This is a genomic window from Flavobacterium xanthum (assembly GCF_900142695.1).
GTDB lineage: Bacteria > Bacteroidota > Bacteroidia > Flavobacteriales > Flavobacteriaceae > Flavobacterium > Flavobacterium xanthum.
Map to the genome: position 1 here is coordinate 21,714 of NZ_FRBU01000019.1, position 16,721 is coordinate 38,434.

The 16,721-nt window shown below is 35.2% G+C and carries 15 protein-coding genes; 8 read left to right on the forward strand and 7 right to left on the reverse strand.

From position 1 onward, the window contains the following. The first annotated feature begins 68 nt into the window (after positions 1 to 68). Positions 69 to 1,367 (forward strand): TlpA family protein disulfide reductase, encoded by a 1,299-nt coding sequence (locus tag BUC11_RS09425; protein WP_073353589.1) that lies wholly within the window; start codon positions 69 to 71, stop codon positions 1,365 to 1,367. Between the two features lie 57 nt (positions 1,368 to 1,424). On the opposite strand, the gene BUC11_RS09430 is transcribed toward BUC11_RS09425, so the two are convergent. The 3 genes from BUC11_RS09430 to BUC11_RS09440 all read right to left on the reverse strand — a co-directional run bounded on the left by BUC11_RS09430 (position 1,425) and on the right by BUC11_RS09440 (position 3,363). Beyond that, positions 1,425 to 2,132, reverse strand: coding sequence for a tRNA1(Val) (adenine(37)-N6)-methyltransferase (locus tag BUC11_RS09430; RefSeq protein WP_073353591.1), 708 nt, complete (start codon positions 2,130 to 2,132; stop codon positions 1,425 to 1,427). 134 nt (positions 2,133 to 2,266) lie between these two features. After that, positions 2,267 to 2,791 carry a ribosome maturation factor RimM gene (rimM, locus tag BUC11_RS09435; RefSeq protein ID WP_073353592.1) on the reverse strand — a complete coding sequence of 175 codons (525 nt, stop codon included), beginning with the start codon at positions 2,789 to 2,791 and terminating at the stop codon, positions 2,267 to 2,269. A 14-nt stretch (positions 2,792 to 2,805) separates the two neighbouring features. Next, positions 2,806 to 3,363, reverse strand: a complete 558-nt coding sequence (locus tag BUC11_RS09440; RefSeq protein ID WP_066079544.1) for a 30S ribosomal protein S16 — start codon at positions 3,361 to 3,363, stop codon at positions 2,806 to 2,808. A 199-nt stretch (positions 3,364 to 3,562) separates the two neighbouring features. Between BUC11_RS09440 and BUC11_RS09445 the strand changes: the two genes are divergently transcribed. Both BUC11_RS09445 and BUC11_RS09450 read left to right on the forward strand, forming a co-directional pair. After that, positions 3,563 to 4,042, forward strand: a complete 480-nt coding sequence (locus tag BUC11_RS09445; RefSeq protein WP_073353594.1) for a DUF6252 domain-containing protein — start codon at positions 3,563 to 3,565, stop codon at positions 4,040 to 4,042. Between the two features lie 153 nt (positions 4,043 to 4,195). Continuing rightward, positions 4,196 to 4,558 (forward strand): RNA recognition motif domain-containing protein, encoded by a 363-nt coding sequence (locus tag BUC11_RS09450; protein WP_066079550.1) that lies wholly within the window; start codon positions 4,196 to 4,198, stop codon positions 4,556 to 4,558. Positions 4,559 to 4,719: 161 nt separating this feature from the next. Here BUC11_RS09450 and leuB read toward each other — a convergent pair whose 3' ends face one another. From leuB to leuC, 4 genes are all read right to left on the reverse strand, one after another. Next, complete coding sequence (leuB, locus tag BUC11_RS09455) at positions 4,720 to 5,781, reverse strand: 3-isopropylmalate dehydrogenase (protein ID WP_073353596.1); 1,062 nt, start codon at positions 5,779 to 5,781, stop codon at positions 4,720 to 4,722. Positions 5,782 to 5,856: 75 nt separating this feature from the next. After that, positions 5,857 to 7,431 carry an alpha-isopropylmalate synthase regulatory domain-containing protein gene (locus BUC11_RS09460; protein ID WP_073353597.1) on the reverse strand — a complete coding sequence of 525 codons (1,575 nt, stop codon included), beginning with the start codon at positions 7,429 to 7,431 and terminating at the stop codon, positions 5,857 to 5,859. Between the two features lie 132 nt (positions 7,432 to 7,563). Then, positions 7,564 to 8,160 (reverse strand): 3-isopropylmalate dehydratase small subunit, encoded by a 597-nt coding sequence (gene leuD / locus BUC11_RS09465; protein WP_073353656.1) that lies wholly within the window; start codon positions 8,158 to 8,160, stop codon positions 7,564 to 7,566. A 165-nt stretch (positions 8,161 to 8,325) separates the two neighbouring features. After that, the gene (leuC, locus tag BUC11_RS09470) at positions 8,326 to 9,720 is read right to left on the reverse strand and encodes a 3-isopropylmalate dehydratase large subunit (protein WP_073353599.1); all 1,395 of its coding nucleotides are present in this window, start codon (positions 9,718 to 9,720) and stop codon (positions 8,326 to 8,328) included. An 890-nt stretch (positions 9,721 to 10,610) separates the two neighbouring features. Between leuC and BUC11_RS09475 the strand changes: the two genes are divergently transcribed. From BUC11_RS09475 to BUC11_RS09495, 5 genes are read left to right on the forward strand one after another with little or no spacing between them, the layout of a single operon-like run. After that, a complete protein-coding gene (locus BUC11_RS09475) occupies positions 10,611 to 11,120 on the forward strand; it encodes a T9SS type A sorting domain-containing protein (RefSeq protein WP_084129593.1) in 510 nt (169 codons plus the stop codon). Between the two features lie 51 nt (positions 11,121 to 11,171). Continuing rightward, positions 11,172 to 11,807, forward strand: a complete 636-nt coding sequence (locus BUC11_RS09480) for an outer membrane beta-barrel protein (RefSeq protein ID WP_084129595.1) — start codon at positions 11,172 to 11,174, stop codon at positions 11,805 to 11,807. A gap of 7 nt (positions 11,808 to 11,814) precedes the next feature. Beyond that, positions 11,815 to 13,851, forward strand: a complete 2,037-nt coding sequence (locus tag BUC11_RS09485) for a hypothetical protein (protein WP_139259448.1) — start codon at positions 11,815 to 11,817, stop codon at positions 13,849 to 13,851. Between the two features lie 10 nt (positions 13,852 to 13,861). Next, positions 13,862 to 15,976, forward strand: a complete 2,115-nt coding sequence (locus BUC11_RS09490; protein WP_139259449.1) for a hypothetical protein — start codon at positions 13,862 to 13,864, stop codon at positions 15,974 to 15,976. Then, entirely contained in the window at positions 15,936 to 16,586 is a 651-nt protein-coding gene (locus tag BUC11_RS09495; protein ID WP_073353606.1) for a hypothetical protein, read from the forward strand. Before BUC11_RS09490 ends, BUC11_RS09495 begins: the two co-directional genes overlap by 41 nt. The last annotated feature ends 135 nt before the right edge of the window (positions 16,587 to 16,721 follow it).

Sequence of the window (16,721 nt, forward strand, 5' to 3'; positions counted from 1 at the left end):
GCTATTTATCTCTACCTTGTGGGGATTTAAAATTAAAATTTTGTTAACTAAAAAGTTGCTTTTTAACCATGACGACAAGCCTTCAGAGAATTGCCCTAGTGTTATTTTGTTTTTTCTTAAATCTTGCTGCAAGTCAAACAAAGCAAATAAAATTAAAGTTAACGAGTAATCCAGATACTTTTAATTTAAACGAATATCAGTCGGATTTAAGACCGTTGTCCTATACTGATAATTTTATAGGGATTCCTGAACTTGATTCCTTAAAATTTCATTTCGTAGCAATGGATTATGTGCAATATGCGTATGACATGTATAAAGATAATAAACTGGAGAAGACTAAAGCACTTGCCTACTTCAAAAGATTAAAAATAGACACACTTGCACTATCGCATAAGAAAATTAATCAAGAGCTAATCGTGCTTATTGGTTTTAAGAAAAATAAGCAAGTACTAATTGCTGATACCAACAAGAATAAGGATTTTAGTGACGAAATTAAATATGAATACAACATATTACCAAATGCTGACGAGGCTTTGATTAAAAATTATTTGCCTTCAATTTATAAATTCGAATATTTTGAAAATAAAAAAATTATAAAATTTGAACGAAAGTTTGTTTTAATTCCTGATAAGGAGAATGAAGTATCCCAAAAGATCGATAAAAAAGATATTCCCTACTTATCCTTTCTTAAATTTGTAGATGCTTGGGTAGGGAAAGCGGCTGGTTATGAGTTTTATTTTTCTGATTTCTATGCTAAAAGTAAATTCTATGTTAAAGATAAAAACACTAATTTTTCGAAAGATTTTGTTTTTAATAAGCAGTTTAAGTATTCTTTCAATGATACAATTGCTATAAATAATTCAAATTACACAATTAAAAGACAATTGAAAATGGATTCATTGTTTCTAAATCCGGTCAAAAAAGGGTATGTCGAACGATTTACAATTGGGAATATGATACCTTTAAATTATACTTTTAGAGATTTGTACAATAATAATTTTGTTCTTAAAGATGCGTTAAAAGATAAGGATTTTTTGCTTTTGGAATTTTGGGGCACTTGGTGTGGTCCTTGTGTTAAATTTTATCCACATATCAGAGAATTTTATGATACAAACGAAAAAAAAATAAATATTCTTGGTGTCGCTGTTGATAATTCGAATGAAGAAGTATTAGAATATGTAAAGAAAAATAATGTAAAATGGCAACAAGTGTTTATGAAATTAAATGATAGTAATACATTTATAAAACAGCTTAATATACAAGCATATCCAACAATCGTTTTGATAGATAAAAAAGGTCAAATTACTTTTGTTGGTGCAGGAGACTCTTTGTCTTTAGGATTGATTGGTAAAATCATAGCCAAATAGTTTTTGGTTTTGCATCATATTCATTTTAATAAATTTGATTTTTGAGTTTGCTGACAATTACATCTTCAAATAAAAATCCTTAGTCAAGCCAATGTATTCTGGAGTATAGATATGTCTAGCGGTTTCAATAACGAGTTCATCAACAGAGAAATCAACTTCTTTTTTTCGGCTAAAGGCCAATAAACTTCTCTTTATTTCGGTAGTTGGAGTTCCTTTTACTCGTGTAATTTTCATTGGATAAAGTTCATATTCTTTGGCTATAGCCAAAAATCGATCTTCCTCTTTGAACGGAATGATTACTGAAAAAATACCATTTTCAGACAATAATAAATCAGCAGCTTCAATTAAATCCTCAAAAGGCATCGCATCTTGAAAACGGGCTAAATCGCGTTGTTCGTTTTCTGTTTTGTAATCTTCGCTGTAAAAAGGGGGATTAGAAATAATTAAATCATACTCATCTTCTGGTTCTTCTACAAACTCATCTAAACCGGCATGGAAACAAAATAAGCGGTCACTCCAAGGGGAGTTTTCAAAATTATCTACGGATTGTTCATAAGCTTCTCCGTCAATTTCTAGCGCGTCAATTTGCTCCGCATTGGTTCTTTGTGCCAACATTAAGGCTATGATACCTGTTCCTGTACCAATATCTAATATGCCGAAAGGATTGTTCGTTATTGGCGTCCAAGCACCTAGCAATACACCATCAGTACCAACTTTCATGGCACAACGATCCTGTTCGATAGTAAATTGTTTGAATTGGAACAAAATGATTTTAGATTGAGGATTAACGATTGCAGATTGCAGATTTTTTTTAATAGAATACTAAAAACTGAATACGGATCACTTTTCTAGATGATTAGCGATTGGTGATTGCGTATTTGTTAGACTGAGCACTTTTTTTATAAGTACATCTCAATCAATCCTTCTGGTAAATCCATGATGACTTTCTTATTTTCTCTGTCAATTTTCACAAGAAAATGGTCAATCATAGGAATGAGGATTTCTACTTCGCCATTAAGTACTTCAAAAAGAGGTTGGGCAGTAGTGTCGTTTATGGATTGAATTTTTCCAACAACTCCTAAGCGTGTGTCTTCAACTTCAAATCCTATTACCTCGTGGAAATAGAATTTGTTACCAGTAAGTTTTGGTAACATTTTTAAAGGAAGGTAGATTGCGTTCCCTAGTATAGCATCTGCATCTTCTTCAGTATTCATGTCTTCAAAACGAATTCGGAGGAAATCGTTTTTGTGCAGGGAACTGCTTTCAATAAAAAATGGAACCAAGTGTTTGTTGCATTCAACAAACACTGATTCCAAGTTTTCGTATAACTCTGGTTCATCCGTGTCTAAATAGGCAAGAACTTCCCCTTTGAAACTAAATTTTTTAGCGATCTTACCTAAGTAGAAACAATCTTCTTTACGCATCTTCGCTTTTAAAATTATGCTTCAGTAGTTTCGTTATTTTCTTCTGCAGCAGGAGTCTCTTCAGCCGAAGCTTCAACTTCTTCCTCTACAGCTGGATTTGCAGCGGCAATAGCATCTGCTTCAGCTTGTGCAGCTGCAGCTAAACGTTTTGCATTTACATCTTGTTCTGCTTTGAAAGCTTTAGCTTTAACATCAGCTTGCGCCTTAGTTAAACCATCTTTTTTAGCATCAACTGTTCCTGTTTTTGCTTCTAACCAAGTCGCTAATTTTGCGTCAGCTTGTTCTTGAGTTAAAGCTCCTTTACGGATACCACCATCAAGGTGATGTTTCAATAAAGCTCCTTTGTAAGAAAGAATTGCTTTTGCAGTATCAGTTGGTTGAGCACCATTGTGCAACCATTTTACTGCGCTATCAAGGTTTAAGTCGATAGTTGCTGGGTTTGTGTTTGGATTGTAAGTACCTATTTTCTCTAAGTATTTACCATCTCTTTTTGAGCGTGCATCTGCTGCTACAACCCAGTAAAAAGGTTTTCCTTTTTTACCGTGTCTTTGTAATCTAATTTTTACTGACATAATCTTGTGATTAAATTTCAAGGTACTCGACCTCGATTAATTAAGGGTGCAAAGATACATTTTTTATTGATAATCGCTAATCCAAGTCGTGTTTTAATCGATGGTATGGTGTTGCGTATGATTTGACGGCTATTTTTTTCTGCGTAGTTTAATTTTTTAAACTTTAATATCTTATTTTTGTTACTTCAAAATAGGTTTTATGAAAAAATATATCTTGTTTCTTGTGGTGCTTTTTGTAGTAGTTTCGTGTGAGGAAGACGTTAGGTTTAATAATCCTTCTTTTCAAGGTATGAAAAACAATGTGTTTTGGAGAGCCGTTCAGGCTAAAGCGACCTTAGCGTCCGATGGATCTTTATTAATCGAAGCCTACACTGGATCCGAAGTAATGTCCTTGAAAATGACTTCTAGCACAGTGCAGAAATATCCTTTGGGCACAAGTAATTCAAAAACGGCTGTTTATGTGATAAATCAAGGAAATAACGAAATTAAATATACAACCGGCATTGATATTGGGAATGGTGAAATAATAATAACCGATTATGATGCTGAAAATAGTACAATATCAGGAACTTTTAAATTTAATGCTAAAAATGTTGATGACAGCTCCTCAGCTGATCCCGTTTTGAATTTTCAGCAAGGCGTTTTTTATAAAGTTCCGGTAAGTGTTCTTGTTCCTTAAAATATAGGCTTTAAGGTTTACTAATCACATGCGCTTGCTGTTTTATCCACACTACTTTCATATTAAATTCAAAATAAAATCATAAATAAGCTAATATATAGTAGATTAGAAAAAAAATGCACTACATTTGTTGTATTATTTAAATAAGGACATATGAATATTTTTGTTGGAAGCCTTCCATTCAGTATTGAGGAAGCAGATTTAAGAGAGTCTTTCGAGGCTTACGGAGCAGTTGATTCAGTTAAAATTATTACTGATAAATTTACTGGAAGAAGTAAAGGATTTGGTTTTGTTGAGATGCCAAATGATGACGAAGCTCAAAAAGCTATTGACGAATTGAACGGTGCAACTGTTCAAGGACGTGCAATTGTAGTTAACAAATCTGAGCCTAAACCAGAAGGCGAAAGAAGAAGTTTTAACAATAACAGTCGTGGTGGAGATTCTCGCGGTGGTTATGGTGGTGGAAACAGCCGTGGTGGAGAAAACCGTGGTGGTGGAAACAGAGGAGGATATTAATATTTTTTTCTAGCTATAAAAAAAGGTGTCAATGAAAATTGACACCTTTTTTGTTATTTATTATTTTTCTTAAAGTTGAGTAAAAGCTAAAAAGTGTGTTGTTCTTCAGGTTGTAATATTTAGCTATTACTCAATTTTTAAACAATATAATTTTTTATAATTTACAAATTCGCAACTAACCAGTCACCAACTTCGCTAGTTTTATAGGTTTTAGCATCTTTGGTGGCCAAATCCTCGGTTACAATTCCTTGTTCTAAGGATTTATTCACCACTGCTCTAATAGCTTCTGCTTCTTCTTTTAAACCAAATGCATCTTCAAACATCATCGCTGCAGATAAAACAGTCGCTAACGGATTCGCAATATTCAATCCAGTTGCTTGCGGATAGGAGCCGTGAATGGGTTCGTATAATGAAGTATGTTCTCCCACAGATGCGGATGGCATCAGTCCCATCGATCCTGAAATTACGGATGCTTCATCCGTTAAAATATCTCCAAAAAGGTTTTCAGTAATCAATACATCATAGGAATTAGGCCATTGCACTAATCGCATGGCGACTGCATCTACAAATTCATAGCTCACAGTTACTTCTGGATAGTCTTTTTCCATTGCTTGCACTGTTTCTCTCCATAAACGGGATGTTTCTAAAACATTTGCTTTGTCAACACAGCAGAGTTTTTTAGTTCGGGTCATAGCTAATTCAAAACCTTTTTTGGCTAAGCGTTGTACCTCAACTCTTGTATAAGTACACGTGTCGTATGCGGTTTCGCCTCCATCTAGTCTTCCTTTTTCTCCAAAATAAATCCCACCAGTTAATTCTCTTAGGAAAACCAAGTCCGTTCCTTCGATGCGTTCTCTTTTTAGAGGGGAATTGTCAATTAGCGAAGGAAATGTAAAAGTAGGACGTACATTAGCAAATAAGCCCAATTTTTTTCTCATTAATAACAGTCCTTGTTCGGGACGAACAGGAGCACTTGGGTCATTATCGAATTTTGGATGTCCAACAGCTCCGAACAAAACCGCATCTGCTTTCATACAAATTTCATGCGTTTCGTCTGGGTAAGGAACTCCAACGGCATCAATGGCACAAGCACCTGTAAGTGCTGGTGTCCAAATAATTTCGTGATTGAATTTTTTTGCAATAGCATCGGAAACTTTTACGGCCTCATTGATTACTTCGGGTCCAATTCCGTCCCCAGCTAAAAGTGCGATTGTATATTTCATGTCTTAAAGTTTGATATTTCTGTTCTCAGCCACTTTCGAAGGAAAGAAAGCTGAGATCTAGTAGAAATGTTTTTTTTAGTGTTTCAGTTCTTTTTCAGGTTCGTCTCTCTGTCCTTCGAGTACGGTTGGGGAGGGGATGACATTCAACATTTTTTGCGTAGCTATAATTGCTGCCACCGTTTGATCTGAATCTAATCCTCTTGTTTTAAATTCTTTTCCGTTGTTGATCCAGGTAATTATGGTTTCACATAATGCATCTGAACTACTTCCCGGTGGGATTCGTACTGCATAATCAATCAATTTAGGTAGTTCTAAATTTTTGCTTTTGTAAATTTTTGCTAATGCATTCATAAAAGCGTCAAATTGTCCGTCCCCTTGTGCATGCTCTTCAATAACTTCTCCGTCTATTTTTAAAGAAAGCGTGGTGGATGGGCGCATTCCTTTAGCATGGGATAAAATATACGATTCCACTACTATTTTCTCTTCATAGGTCTGGCTGTCTAAAACATCTGATATGATATAGGGTAAATCTTCCTTTGTGACCGTTTCTTTTTTGTCGCCTAATTCGATAATTCTTTGGGTAACTAATTTTAGGTCTTCTTGATTCAATTGTAATCCCAATTCTTGCAGATTTTTCTCAATATTAGCTTTTCCCGATGTTTTTCCAAGTGCGTATTTTCGTTTTCTCCCAAAGCGCTCTGGCAGTAAATCATTAAAATATAAGTTGTTTTTATTGTCACCATCAGCATGAATTCCAGCTGTTTGTGTAAAGACATTATCGCCAACTATAGGTTTGTTAGCAGGAATTCTGTAGCCTGTAAAAGTTTCAACCAACTTACTGACAGAGTATAAGGAAGATTCTTTTACGCTGATTTCTATTTCTGGTAAAAAGTCATTGATGACAGCAACTGTGCTTTCTAGAGGGGCGTTTCCAGCACGTTCTCCCATTCCATTTACAGTGACATGAAGCCCCTGAATCCCTGCTTTTACTGCTTCCATCACGTTAGCAATACTCAAATCATAGTCGTTGTGTGCGTGAAAATCAAAATGGGTATTTGGGTATCTCTTTATAATTTTCGAAATAAACGCAAACGTTTCAGATGGAATTAAAACGCCTAATGTATCAGGTAATAAGATTCTTTTAACGGGTTGTTTTGTTAAAAAATCTAGATATTGAAAGACATATTCGGGTGAATCTCGCATGCCATTGCTCCAATCTTCGAGATACACATTAGTTTCAATATGGTGAGCTGCGGCCAAAGCTATCGTTTGGGCGATTTCAGAAAAATGTTGTTCTGGTGTCTTTTTTAATTGATGTGTTAGGTGATTTAGGGAGCCTTTAGTCAATAAGTTTTGAACTTTAGCACCTGTTTTTTTCATCCATTCGATAGAAAGCCCGCCGTCTACAAAGGTCAAAACCTCGATTCGGTCGTTGTATCCTTTGGCAGAAGCCCATGCCATAATCCCTTTGACTCCTTGAAATTCGCCTTCGCTAACTCGTGCAGAAGCGATTTCGATTCGATCAACATTTAATTCTTCCAGCAACAATTGTGCAATGGTTAGCTTTTCGGCAGCAGAAAAAGATACTCCAGAGGTTTGTTCCCCGTCACGGAGTGTCGTATCCATTATTTCAATCTTTCTTTTTTCCATTTCTAATTTTGAGGCTATTACAATCTTTTTTCTGTCGATTTTAAACCGTACAATTATATTTTATAAAACAATTAAAGGAGTTGCCGCAGCCAGCACTATTTTCAAACGATAGCAACTCCCTTTTTAGTTTTTTTAGTACGGAAGTTCATTTGCAAATGTGATCACTTCCTCTTTTATGTTTTGTAAATAGTCAATATCATCAAATCCATTGATCATATTATCTTTTTTGTATCCTGAAATGTCAAAAGATTCTTTTTCTCCAGTTGCTTTAAGTGTGATTGTTTGCTCGGGAAGGTTGACTTCTATTTCCGTTTTTGGATCTGCTGCTATCGCTTTGAAAATTTTATCGGCAAATGCAGCGCTTACTTGAACTGGAAGTACGCCCACATTTAAGCAATTATTTCTAAAAATGTCAGCAAAAAAACTAGAAACTACACAACGGAAGCCATAGTCGTAAACTGCCCAAGCAGCATGTTCTCTGGAAGATCCAGATCCAAAGTTTCTTCCGCCCACAAGTATTTGTCCGCTATAAGTAGAATCGTTTAAAACAAAATCTAATTTTGGTGAATCATCATTATTATATCTCCAATCGCGGAAAAGGTTGTCACCAAAACCAACGCGTTCTGTTGCTTTTAGAAAACGTGCGGGAATAATTTGATCGGTATCTACATTTTCTATAGAAAGCGGTACTGCTGTGCTGGTAAGAGTCGTAAATTTATCGTAAGCCATTGTAATTTTTGATTTTTGATTTTTGATTAACGATTTTTGATTTTCATTGAAAAAATAAATCTTGGTCGCCACTATTTTTATATATCTATTAAAAAGCGAGGTTGAAAGTGGAGTAGATTTTCGATATTTGAAATCAAAAATCGTTAATCTACATGCAACAATCTTTTACAACAACTCTCGTGGATCCGTCAATATTCCCGTCACTGCCGCTGCCGCTGCCATAAATGGACTAGCTAATAACGTTCTGGAACCAGGTCCTTGACGTCCTTCAAAATTCCTGTTGGAAGTACTAACTGCGTATTTTCCAGCTGGCACTTTATCGTCGTTCATCGCTAGACAGGCAGAGCAACCTGGTTGACGCAATACAAAACCTGACTCAGTCAATATATCAAGAATTCCTTCTTCTTTTATTTGTGCTTCGACTACATGTGATCCTGGAACGAGCCACGCTGTAACATTAGCGGCTTTTTGGCGGCCTTTTACAATCGAAGCAAAAGCTCTAAAGTCTTCAATACGACCGTTAGTACAACTCCCTAAAAAGACGTAATCAATTTGTTTGCCTATCATGGCTTCTCCTTGTTGGAATCCCATGTACCCTAAAGATTTGGCATAGGTTTCTGCTCCTTCAACAACATCTTTAGCATTTGGAATACTTTTAGAAATTCCCAAGCCCATTCCTGGATTAGTTCCGTACGTAATCATTGGTTCAATATCTGAAGCTTCAAAGTTGATTTCTTCATCAAATTTAGCATCCACATCTGTTTTTAAGGTTTTCCAATAGGCTACTGCGCTATCCCAAGCATCACCTTTTGGAGCATATAAACGTCCTTCTAAGTAGTCAAAAGTTGTTTGATCTGGAGCAATCATTCCTCCACGAGCTCCCATTTCGATGCTTAAATTACAAACGGTCATACGGCCTTCCATGGTCATGTCTTCAAAAACTTTTCCTGCGTATTCTACAAAATAACCAGTAGCACCTGAAGTGGATAGTTTTGAGATGATATAAAGCGCAACATCTTTTGGCGTAACTCCTAACTGAAGATCACCAGCGACATTAACGCGCATTTTTTTAGGCTTGGGTTGCATGATGCATTGGGTAGAAAGTACCATTTCTACCTCAGAAGTACCGATTCCGAAAGCAATAGCGCCAAAGGCACCGTGAGTCGAGGTATGTGAATCGCCACAAACGATGGTTGCGCCTGGTAATGTAATTCCGTTTTCAGGGCCCACGACGTGAACGATTCCATTTTTTGAGTTTCCTAATCCCCAGTGGCTAATCCCGTATTCTTTGGAGTTTTCTTCTAAAGCTTTTAGTTGGTTAGCAGATAATGGGTCTTCAACGGGTAAATGTTGGTTTATGGTTGGGGTATTATGATCGGCAGTGGCAAAAGTACGCTCTGGATATAAAACCGAGATTCCTCTTTCTTTTAAACCTAAAAAAGCAACAGGGCTTGTAACTTCATGAATAAAATGACGGTCAATAAAGAACACATCTGGTCCATCTTCAATTTTACGCACCACGTGCGAATCCCATACTTTGTCAAATAATGTAGTACTCATTGTAATATTTTTTTAAGTGTATTTCTTCTTTTACAACTCATATAACTGTAGTAGTTGTAACGGTCAAAGCAAATTTAATAAAAGTAATAAAGGCGTCAATTTGGATTACTCATTATATACGATGCCCAAACTGTTTTTATTGCGTGCTATAGTTGCGTTTCAATAATTATCTTTTTGTGTTCCTTTTGTGTTTTTATTTTGTTCCATGGTAAATGGGCTTAAATTGTTTTTTGCTATTGTTTTAACAAATTATTGATCTGTCTTATTTTGGCCTTTTTTATTCGTTATTATTGATGATGTTACACTAAAAGAGGATTTAAATGATTATTATTTAGTGATTGTTTATAATTAGTTTTTTTTAAGGAATGCCGTCAATTATATTTCATTAAAAAAAAACAATTTTTTTCATTAAAAAAACAGTTTTTTTTTAATGAAATACTACGACATCCAATAAACTATTTTCTCTCGCTTTCAGAACTTTTCAAGAGTCACATAGAGATTGTGAATGCACAAGAATATATTGAAATTACCAGTATGTTTTTAAGTTTAAATCTAAATGGTGATCTCTATATGAATTTAAATAGCATTTTAATCACTCACATTTAAAACCACGTAATTCTACGTGGTTTTAAATGTGAGTGAAGTATTAACTTCGCAATGATCATATTAGGAGTAAGTTAGTAATACCTATTATATTCAATTGTTGTTAATGTCCTGTTTTTAATAAGCGTTTTACTATTTAAATAATTAACATTTAGGAACAGCATTTCAAGCAGCTTGTTTATAAAATATGCGGCGGTAAAATGGGTAACTCTATTGTGCCATACATCTGTTAACTCACAAGCTTTGTTAAAAAAAATGAACAGAATTAAATAATTAAAAACATAAAAATGAGAGAAATTTTAACAATTTTATTGTGCTTTTTTTTAGTCCAAATGCATGCTCAAAGTGCATCAAATAAGCTGTTGCTTAGATCTACTACTGGAGTTTCGGGTTCTTCTAACCAAGTAAGTCTAGGCAATCAAAATTACGTTATTCAGCAAAGTGTTGGACAAGCAAGCGTTATAGGTACGTTCGCCAATGGAAGTTTGATATTTCGCCAAGGTTTTATACAACCTAATGTTCTTACAAAGATAGTGGATAAGAAAACACTTTTAAGTCTTGAAGCCATTGTTTACCCGAACCCTTTTATGGAAAGCATCAACATAGTATTTAGCGAGGAAATTACAGATAAAATTTCAGTCGAAATTTATGATATGCTTGGAAGGTTAGTTTTCGCCAAGATATATTCGCCAAGTCAAAATGTTTACGTGATGTTAGGAAGTTCTCCAGTCGCTAATTATATACTAAAGGTGATTGCGAACAAAAAACAATTAGTAAAAAAAATACTTAAAAATTAAATAAAAAATGAAGCACGAAACTCGCAGACAAGCTAATACTAAATCAAAAAAATGAAAAAAAATACTTTATTATTCCTGTTAATGATTGCAAGTACGTTTGCAACAGCACAACAACTTTACCTTGAAACAGGGAAAACGATGTCGTCTTTTGATTACACTAATTCTCAAAATGAGAAACTGGGTAATCTTCAGCAAACAGCTCATACTTTTATGGAAATTGGATACCGAGATAGAGTGATATCTAATCAGCAGCAGTTAAAGGGTTCTTTAGGAATACGATATGCCGGATACGGCGCTATTGGTAGTGATAATGAAGTCGGTAATTTTATGGAATGGAATGTTAACTATTTAGAGCTTAGTGTTGGGCTTGATCAACAACTTTTTAAAATTAAGAAAGCTTCAGTTTACTTGAAGGGATCAGCTTCGTATGGTTTTTTAGTTCAGGGAACCCAGACGATCAATAATAGGGTTATTAATTTGAAAAAGATTGAGGAATTTGATAAACCCATATTAAATTTTAGAGTAGGAACAGGTTTCTCACATCCTATTTCAGAAAATCTATCCTTTTATGTTCAATATATGTATGGGAAAAGCGTGGTTTGGGTTGCAAAACCAGAGAAATTGAGAATAGGAAGTAACAATGTAAGTTTTGGGTTATTGGTTAACCTATCTAATAAAACAAGATAATAATATTATGAAAAAATTATTCGTATTTGCTTTCATCTTGTTTGCAAGCATCAAACTTACAGCTCAAACAGATGGAATTAGCTATCAAGCCCTAATATTAAACCCTAAAAATCAAGAAATTCCAGGACAAGATGTTAGTGGGAATATCTTTCCAAATAAAAAACTGGAAATTCGGTTTACAATCATCAATGCAGCAGGCGTAGTTGAATATACGGAAGTGCAATCCACAATGACTGATTCTTATGGTATGATTAACCTCGTGATTGGACAAGGTGCTCCTTCCTATGGCGTTTTCACAAAGATTATGTGGGACGGAACCAAGAAGGATTTAAAAGTAGAGATCAATTTGAATGGCAGCTACACAGATTTGAGCAATCAAGCGCTTTTGTTTACTCCATACGCTTATCATAGGGATATTATGGCGACGGGTGATTTATTAGTGGCAGGAAAAGTAGGGTTTTCTGGAGATTTGATTGTCGAGGGAACTACTGATTTAAATAAATCCTTAACCGTGAAAAACGGTTCAGCAACTCAACTTACAGGATCCTTGGATGTTGATGGAGCAGTTGCTATGAATAATGCGGTAACAGTAGGAGGTGCAACTTCCTTAAAAAGTACATTGACAGTTGACGGTGCTATGCAAGTCAATAATTCATTTACTGTAACGGGTCCCGCGGTATTTAATGACCTTGGCGTTAGAACTTTGAATGTAAAAAGTGATAATTCCGCTTTTGTCGCCACCTTCGAAAACCAAAATGGAGGGAACGGAGATGGTTTGTTAATAAAACTAGGAAGAACTCATGGGGCTTGGAATGGCAGCAGTTATTTGAATATTGAGAACCCTTTAGTTAACGCTTTTGATGGCCAAATAAACACAGTTAAAGGCTGGTTGAATGGGGGGTCATTTTCACCTATCCAACTTCTTAATTTAATGCCCGCAACATTTATAGCAGGAGCCATGGCACAAATAACAAATAGCATTACAAGTTCAATAAATGATGGATTAAATTTACCTATTGGTTTTGATGCTGTTGTAGTCCCTAAAACACTAATTCTTCCGGAAGTAGAAATTTTTCCAGGAATAACTATGCCTCCTGGTATTCCAGACATTCCGAAAGTTAGGACTCCAAAAGTGGAACTTCCCTCGTTTGAGATACTTCCTGCGATTCCTAATCTAATTCCAAGAATCCCGAATATTCCAACTGATGGATTACCCAATTTGTCAATCCCAGAAATACCGTCACAGGTAGTAACTAACTCATTAACTAAAGAAAATCAATATGTTACCTTTCAAGATAAAGAGGGAAGGACAACAGGGACCATCAGAGCACAGTCTACAAAAGATTTCAGAGACAACACTATATTAGATAATGTTTATGTGTTAAATGTCGTTGCCAGCTTTACTGGAATTGATTTGTTAGGTGGTATTGCATCAGGTTCTGCGCAAATCTCAAATTTGACGGATAGATTCAATAAGTTAGGAGTAGAATATTCTTCAGGTAACGGAGATTATGCAGAGTGGTTAGAGCGTATAGATCAAAATGAATACTTATCAGCAGGTGATATTGTTGCTGTAAAAGGAGGAAAGATTACAAGGGATTTAAGCAATGCCGAACAAATAATGGCAGTATCTCATCATCCTATTATATTAGGAAATACTCCCGAAAAGGGAAAATCATTTATGGGTAATGATATTGCTTTTATGGGTCAGGTGCCCGTAAAAGTAATGGGGTCCGTACAATCTGGTGATTATATTGTAGCAAATTCTAAAATAAAAGGATATGGAATTGCTATTCATCCAGATAAAATGAAGGCAGAAGATCATGTACTAGCTGTAGGACGTGCTTGGGATAACATGCCTAACGAAGGACCTAAAATGGTGAATACGGTTGTAGGCGTTCACAACGGAGACTGGGCTAAAATTATCACGAAAATTGAAGAGAAACAAAAATTATATGAAGATAAATTCGACAAGATAGAAGCTACTATGAAAATTCTGGATAAAAAAGCAGATAACTTATTATTAATAGACCAAAATAATTAATGTGATCGGTATGAAAAAATTACTATTATTTATGTTGTTCTTGTTTGCTAGTAGCACACTTATGGCACAAACAGATGGAATGAGTTATCAGGCCATACTATTAAATCCAAAAACACAAGAAATACCCGGAGCTGATCCTGGTGGAAATATTTTACCTAACAAGACGATAAAGCTGCGTTTTACTATTTTGAAGTCCGCAGGAGAAGTTTTATACCAAGAGGTTCATAGTACATCTACTGATGCCTATGGGATGATTAACGTGGTCATAGGCCAAGGATTAGCGTTTTCAGGTATTTACACAAATATTGTTTGGGACGGTAGTCTAATAGATTTAAAAGTAGAGATTAACATAGATGGAGAGTATACAAATTTCAGTAATCAATCTCTATTATTCGTTCCTTATGCTTATCATAGAGATGTTTTAGCGAGTGGAAATTTAACAGTGGCAGGGAAAGTAGGGTTTTCTGGAGATTTCATTGTCGACGGAACGGCTGTTTTAAATAAATCATTGACTGTTAATAATGGCTCAGCAACTCAACTTACAGGATCGCTGGGTGTTGATGGAACAGCTTCGATAAATAATACGTTAATAGTGGCAAGTGCAACGGTATTTAGAAATACAGTAGCAGTTGATGGAGCTACTCAAATCAATAATTCAGTTACTGTAACAGGTTCTGGCACCTTGAATGATCTTGCGATTAGAACAATAAATATAAAAAGTGACAATCCAGATTTTGTAGCCACCTATGAAAACCAAAATGAAGCAAATGGAGATGGTTTGCTGATAAAATTAGGACGGACCCACGGAGCTTGGAATGGAAGTGGTTATCTTAATATTCAAAATACTTTTGCACAGGCCTACGACACTCCTATAAATACGGTCAAAGGGTGGCTTGATGGAGGTTCATTTTCACCTGAACAGCTTTTCAAATTAATGCCTGCAAGTATTCAAAAGGGAGTCATGGCTCAAATAGGAAACGCCTTAATCAAAGTCATAAATAGCGGTTTGCAATTGCCAATTGGTACTCCTGAAATCTTTATTCCAAAAACAAAATTAGTAAATAAAATAACTTTCTTCGCAGGAGGAAGAGGGTGTTTACCTGAGGTTTGTTTTCCGGAAATAGGGATATGTCCAGTTTGTACTCCAGAATTTTGTATTACAATATGCACACCAGAGATTCCAAGTATTGTTACTCCGGAGATAGTTTTTCCAAGAATTACACTTATTCCAGCGATTCCAGAGCTATTTCCAACGATTCCAGAAATTCCAACTGCGGGATTACCAAGTTTGTCAATACCAAATTTCACATTTTCAACGGTTACTAATTCATTAACTGTTGAAAATCAATATATTACATTTCAAGATAAAGATGGGAGGGCAGTGGGAACGATTAGAGCTCAGTCTACCAAAGATTTCAGAGATAACACGGTATTAGATAATGTGTATGTCCTAAATACATTGAGTAGCTTTGTTGGACTTGATTTAGCGGGAGGCGTTGCATCTGGTGTTGCACAAATCTCAAATCTAGTCAATAGTTTCAACAAAATAGGCGTTGAATATTCTTCAGGACACGGTGATTATGCGGAGTGGTTGGAGCGCATTGATCAAAACGAATACTTATCGGCAGGGGATGTCATTGCTGTGAAAGGCGGTAAAATCACAAAAAATTTGACTAATGCTGAACAAATAATGGTTGTTTCTCATAAGCCAATTATCACCGGAAATGTTCCTGACGAGCATAAATTAGAGATGGGCAATAATGTAGCTTTTACGGGGCAGGTTCCAGTAAAGGTAACAGGGCCAGTACAATCTGGAGATTATATTATAGCAAGTTCAGCAATCAAAGGGTATGGAATTGCAATCCATCCGAAGGAGATGACTTCTATACATTTTTCTTTAGTAGTGGGGCGTTCTTGGGAAAATCAATTAAATGCTGGACCAAAAATGGTAAATATTGTTGTTGGTGTTCAAAATGGAGATTGGAATTTGCAAGTAAGTAAAATTCAGCAACAACAAGAACAATTGGATGCTAGAATCGAAAATTTAAATACAAAACTGAATCGCATTGCTATAAAAATAAATAATGAAAAAACTAATAAAACCAAATATGCTAGTAGAAATTAGAAAGTTAATGTTAATTACTGTTGGTAGTTTAGGAATATCGCTAACCGCATCAGCTCAGGATTTTGATAAGGTAGGGAACACTAAAGAGATTATTATTACAGCAGAACAGGCAGAAATCCTTAGTAATAATGAAAAAGAGACTAAAAAATGGATAGATGAACTTCAAACGCCTGGTGTTATAGTTGACGGCAATCAGATGAAATTTAGCAAAGAAGCTTTAAGACTTATTAATGATCCCGAATATCGAATAGGAGTATATAAAGAAGTGTATGACTTTAATGATATAAAGGAAACTCTTATGAACGCGGAATATTTAAAGGCCTTTTGGCAATTGATATCAATTTATCCGAAGGACAAAATATCTGCCATGAAATATATTTATGCTTTTGATAAGGCATTACCAGCGGATAAAATGGTAGTAAGTGCCTTTTATACTTATGCTTTTTTTGATCCTAAAATCACCTCTATTGAAAATGGAAAACCGAAGGTTTATCGTCCTGATATTTTTGAGGAGTATTTAAGACGAACCAAAGAAATTGTTTCTTATATTGCTTATTTTAGAGAAGAGGCGATAAAAGAAAAGGAAAAAAAAGCCAGTATTAAGGAATGAAATTTATCATTACCATTTGGTAAGTAGACAGTTTTGATAGTTTCACTATTCCTTGTGATTAGGGATTGATTAGTAAGTAATATAGGGCCTAGAATTTAGGCCTTTTTTTATTGTCTTCGTTCAGTGTTAGCAATA

What these genes read in the sequence shown, in the direction of transcription:
- BUC11_RS09425 (WP_073353589.1), top strand. Translation starts at nt 69, where the DNA reads ATGACGACAAGCCTTCAGAGAATTGCCCTAGTGTTATTTTGTTTTTTC.
- rimM (WP_073353592.1), bottom strand. Translation starts at nt 2,791, where the DNA reads ATGCGTAAAGAAGATTGTTTCTACTTAGGTAAGATCGCTAAAAAATTT.
- BUC11_RS09440 (WP_066079544.1), bottom strand. Translation starts at nt 3,363, where the DNA reads ATGTCAGTAAAAATTAGATTACAAAGACACGGTAAAAAAGGAAAACCT.
- BUC11_RS09445 (WP_073353594.1), top strand. Translation starts at nt 3,563, where the DNA reads ATGAAAAAATATATCTTGTTTCTTGTGGTGCTTTTTGTAGTAGTTTCG.
- BUC11_RS09450 (WP_066079550.1), top strand. Translation starts at nt 4,196, where the DNA reads ATGAATATTTTTGTTGGAAGCCTTCCATTCAGTATTGAGGAAGCAGAT.
- leuB (WP_073353596.1), bottom strand. Translation starts at nt 5,781, where the DNA reads ATGAAATATACAATCGCACTTTTAGCTGGGGACGGAATTGGACCCGAA.
- BUC11_RS09460 (WP_073353597.1), bottom strand. Translation starts at nt 7,431, where the DNA reads ATGGAAAAAAGAAAGATTGAAATAATGGATACGACACTCCGTGACGGG.
- leuD (WP_073353656.1), bottom strand. Translation starts at nt 8,160, where the DNA reads ATGGCTTACGATAAATTTACGACTCTTACCAGCACAGCAGTACCGCTT.
- leuC (WP_073353599.1), bottom strand. Translation starts at nt 9,720, where the DNA reads ATGAGTACTACATTATTTGACAAAGTATGGGATTCGCACGTGGTGCGT.
- BUC11_RS09475 (WP_084129593.1), top strand. Translation starts at nt 10,611, where the DNA reads ATGAGAGAAATTTTAACAATTTTATTGTGCTTTTTTTTAGTCCAAATG.
- BUC11_RS09480 (WP_084129595.1), top strand. Translation starts at nt 11,172, where the DNA reads ATGAAAAAAAATACTTTATTATTCCTGTTAATGATTGCAAGTACGTTT.
- BUC11_RS09485 (WP_139259448.1), top strand. Translation starts at nt 11,815, where the DNA reads ATGAAAAAATTATTCGTATTTGCTTTCATCTTGTTTGCAAGCATCAAA.
- BUC11_RS09490 (WP_139259449.1), top strand. Translation starts at nt 13,862, where the DNA reads ATGAAAAAATTACTATTATTTATGTTGTTCTTGTTTGCTAGTAGCACA.
- BUC11_RS09495 (WP_073353606.1), top strand. Translation starts at nt 15,936, where the DNA reads ATGAAAAAACTAATAAAACCAAATATGCTAGTAGAAATTAGAAAGTTA.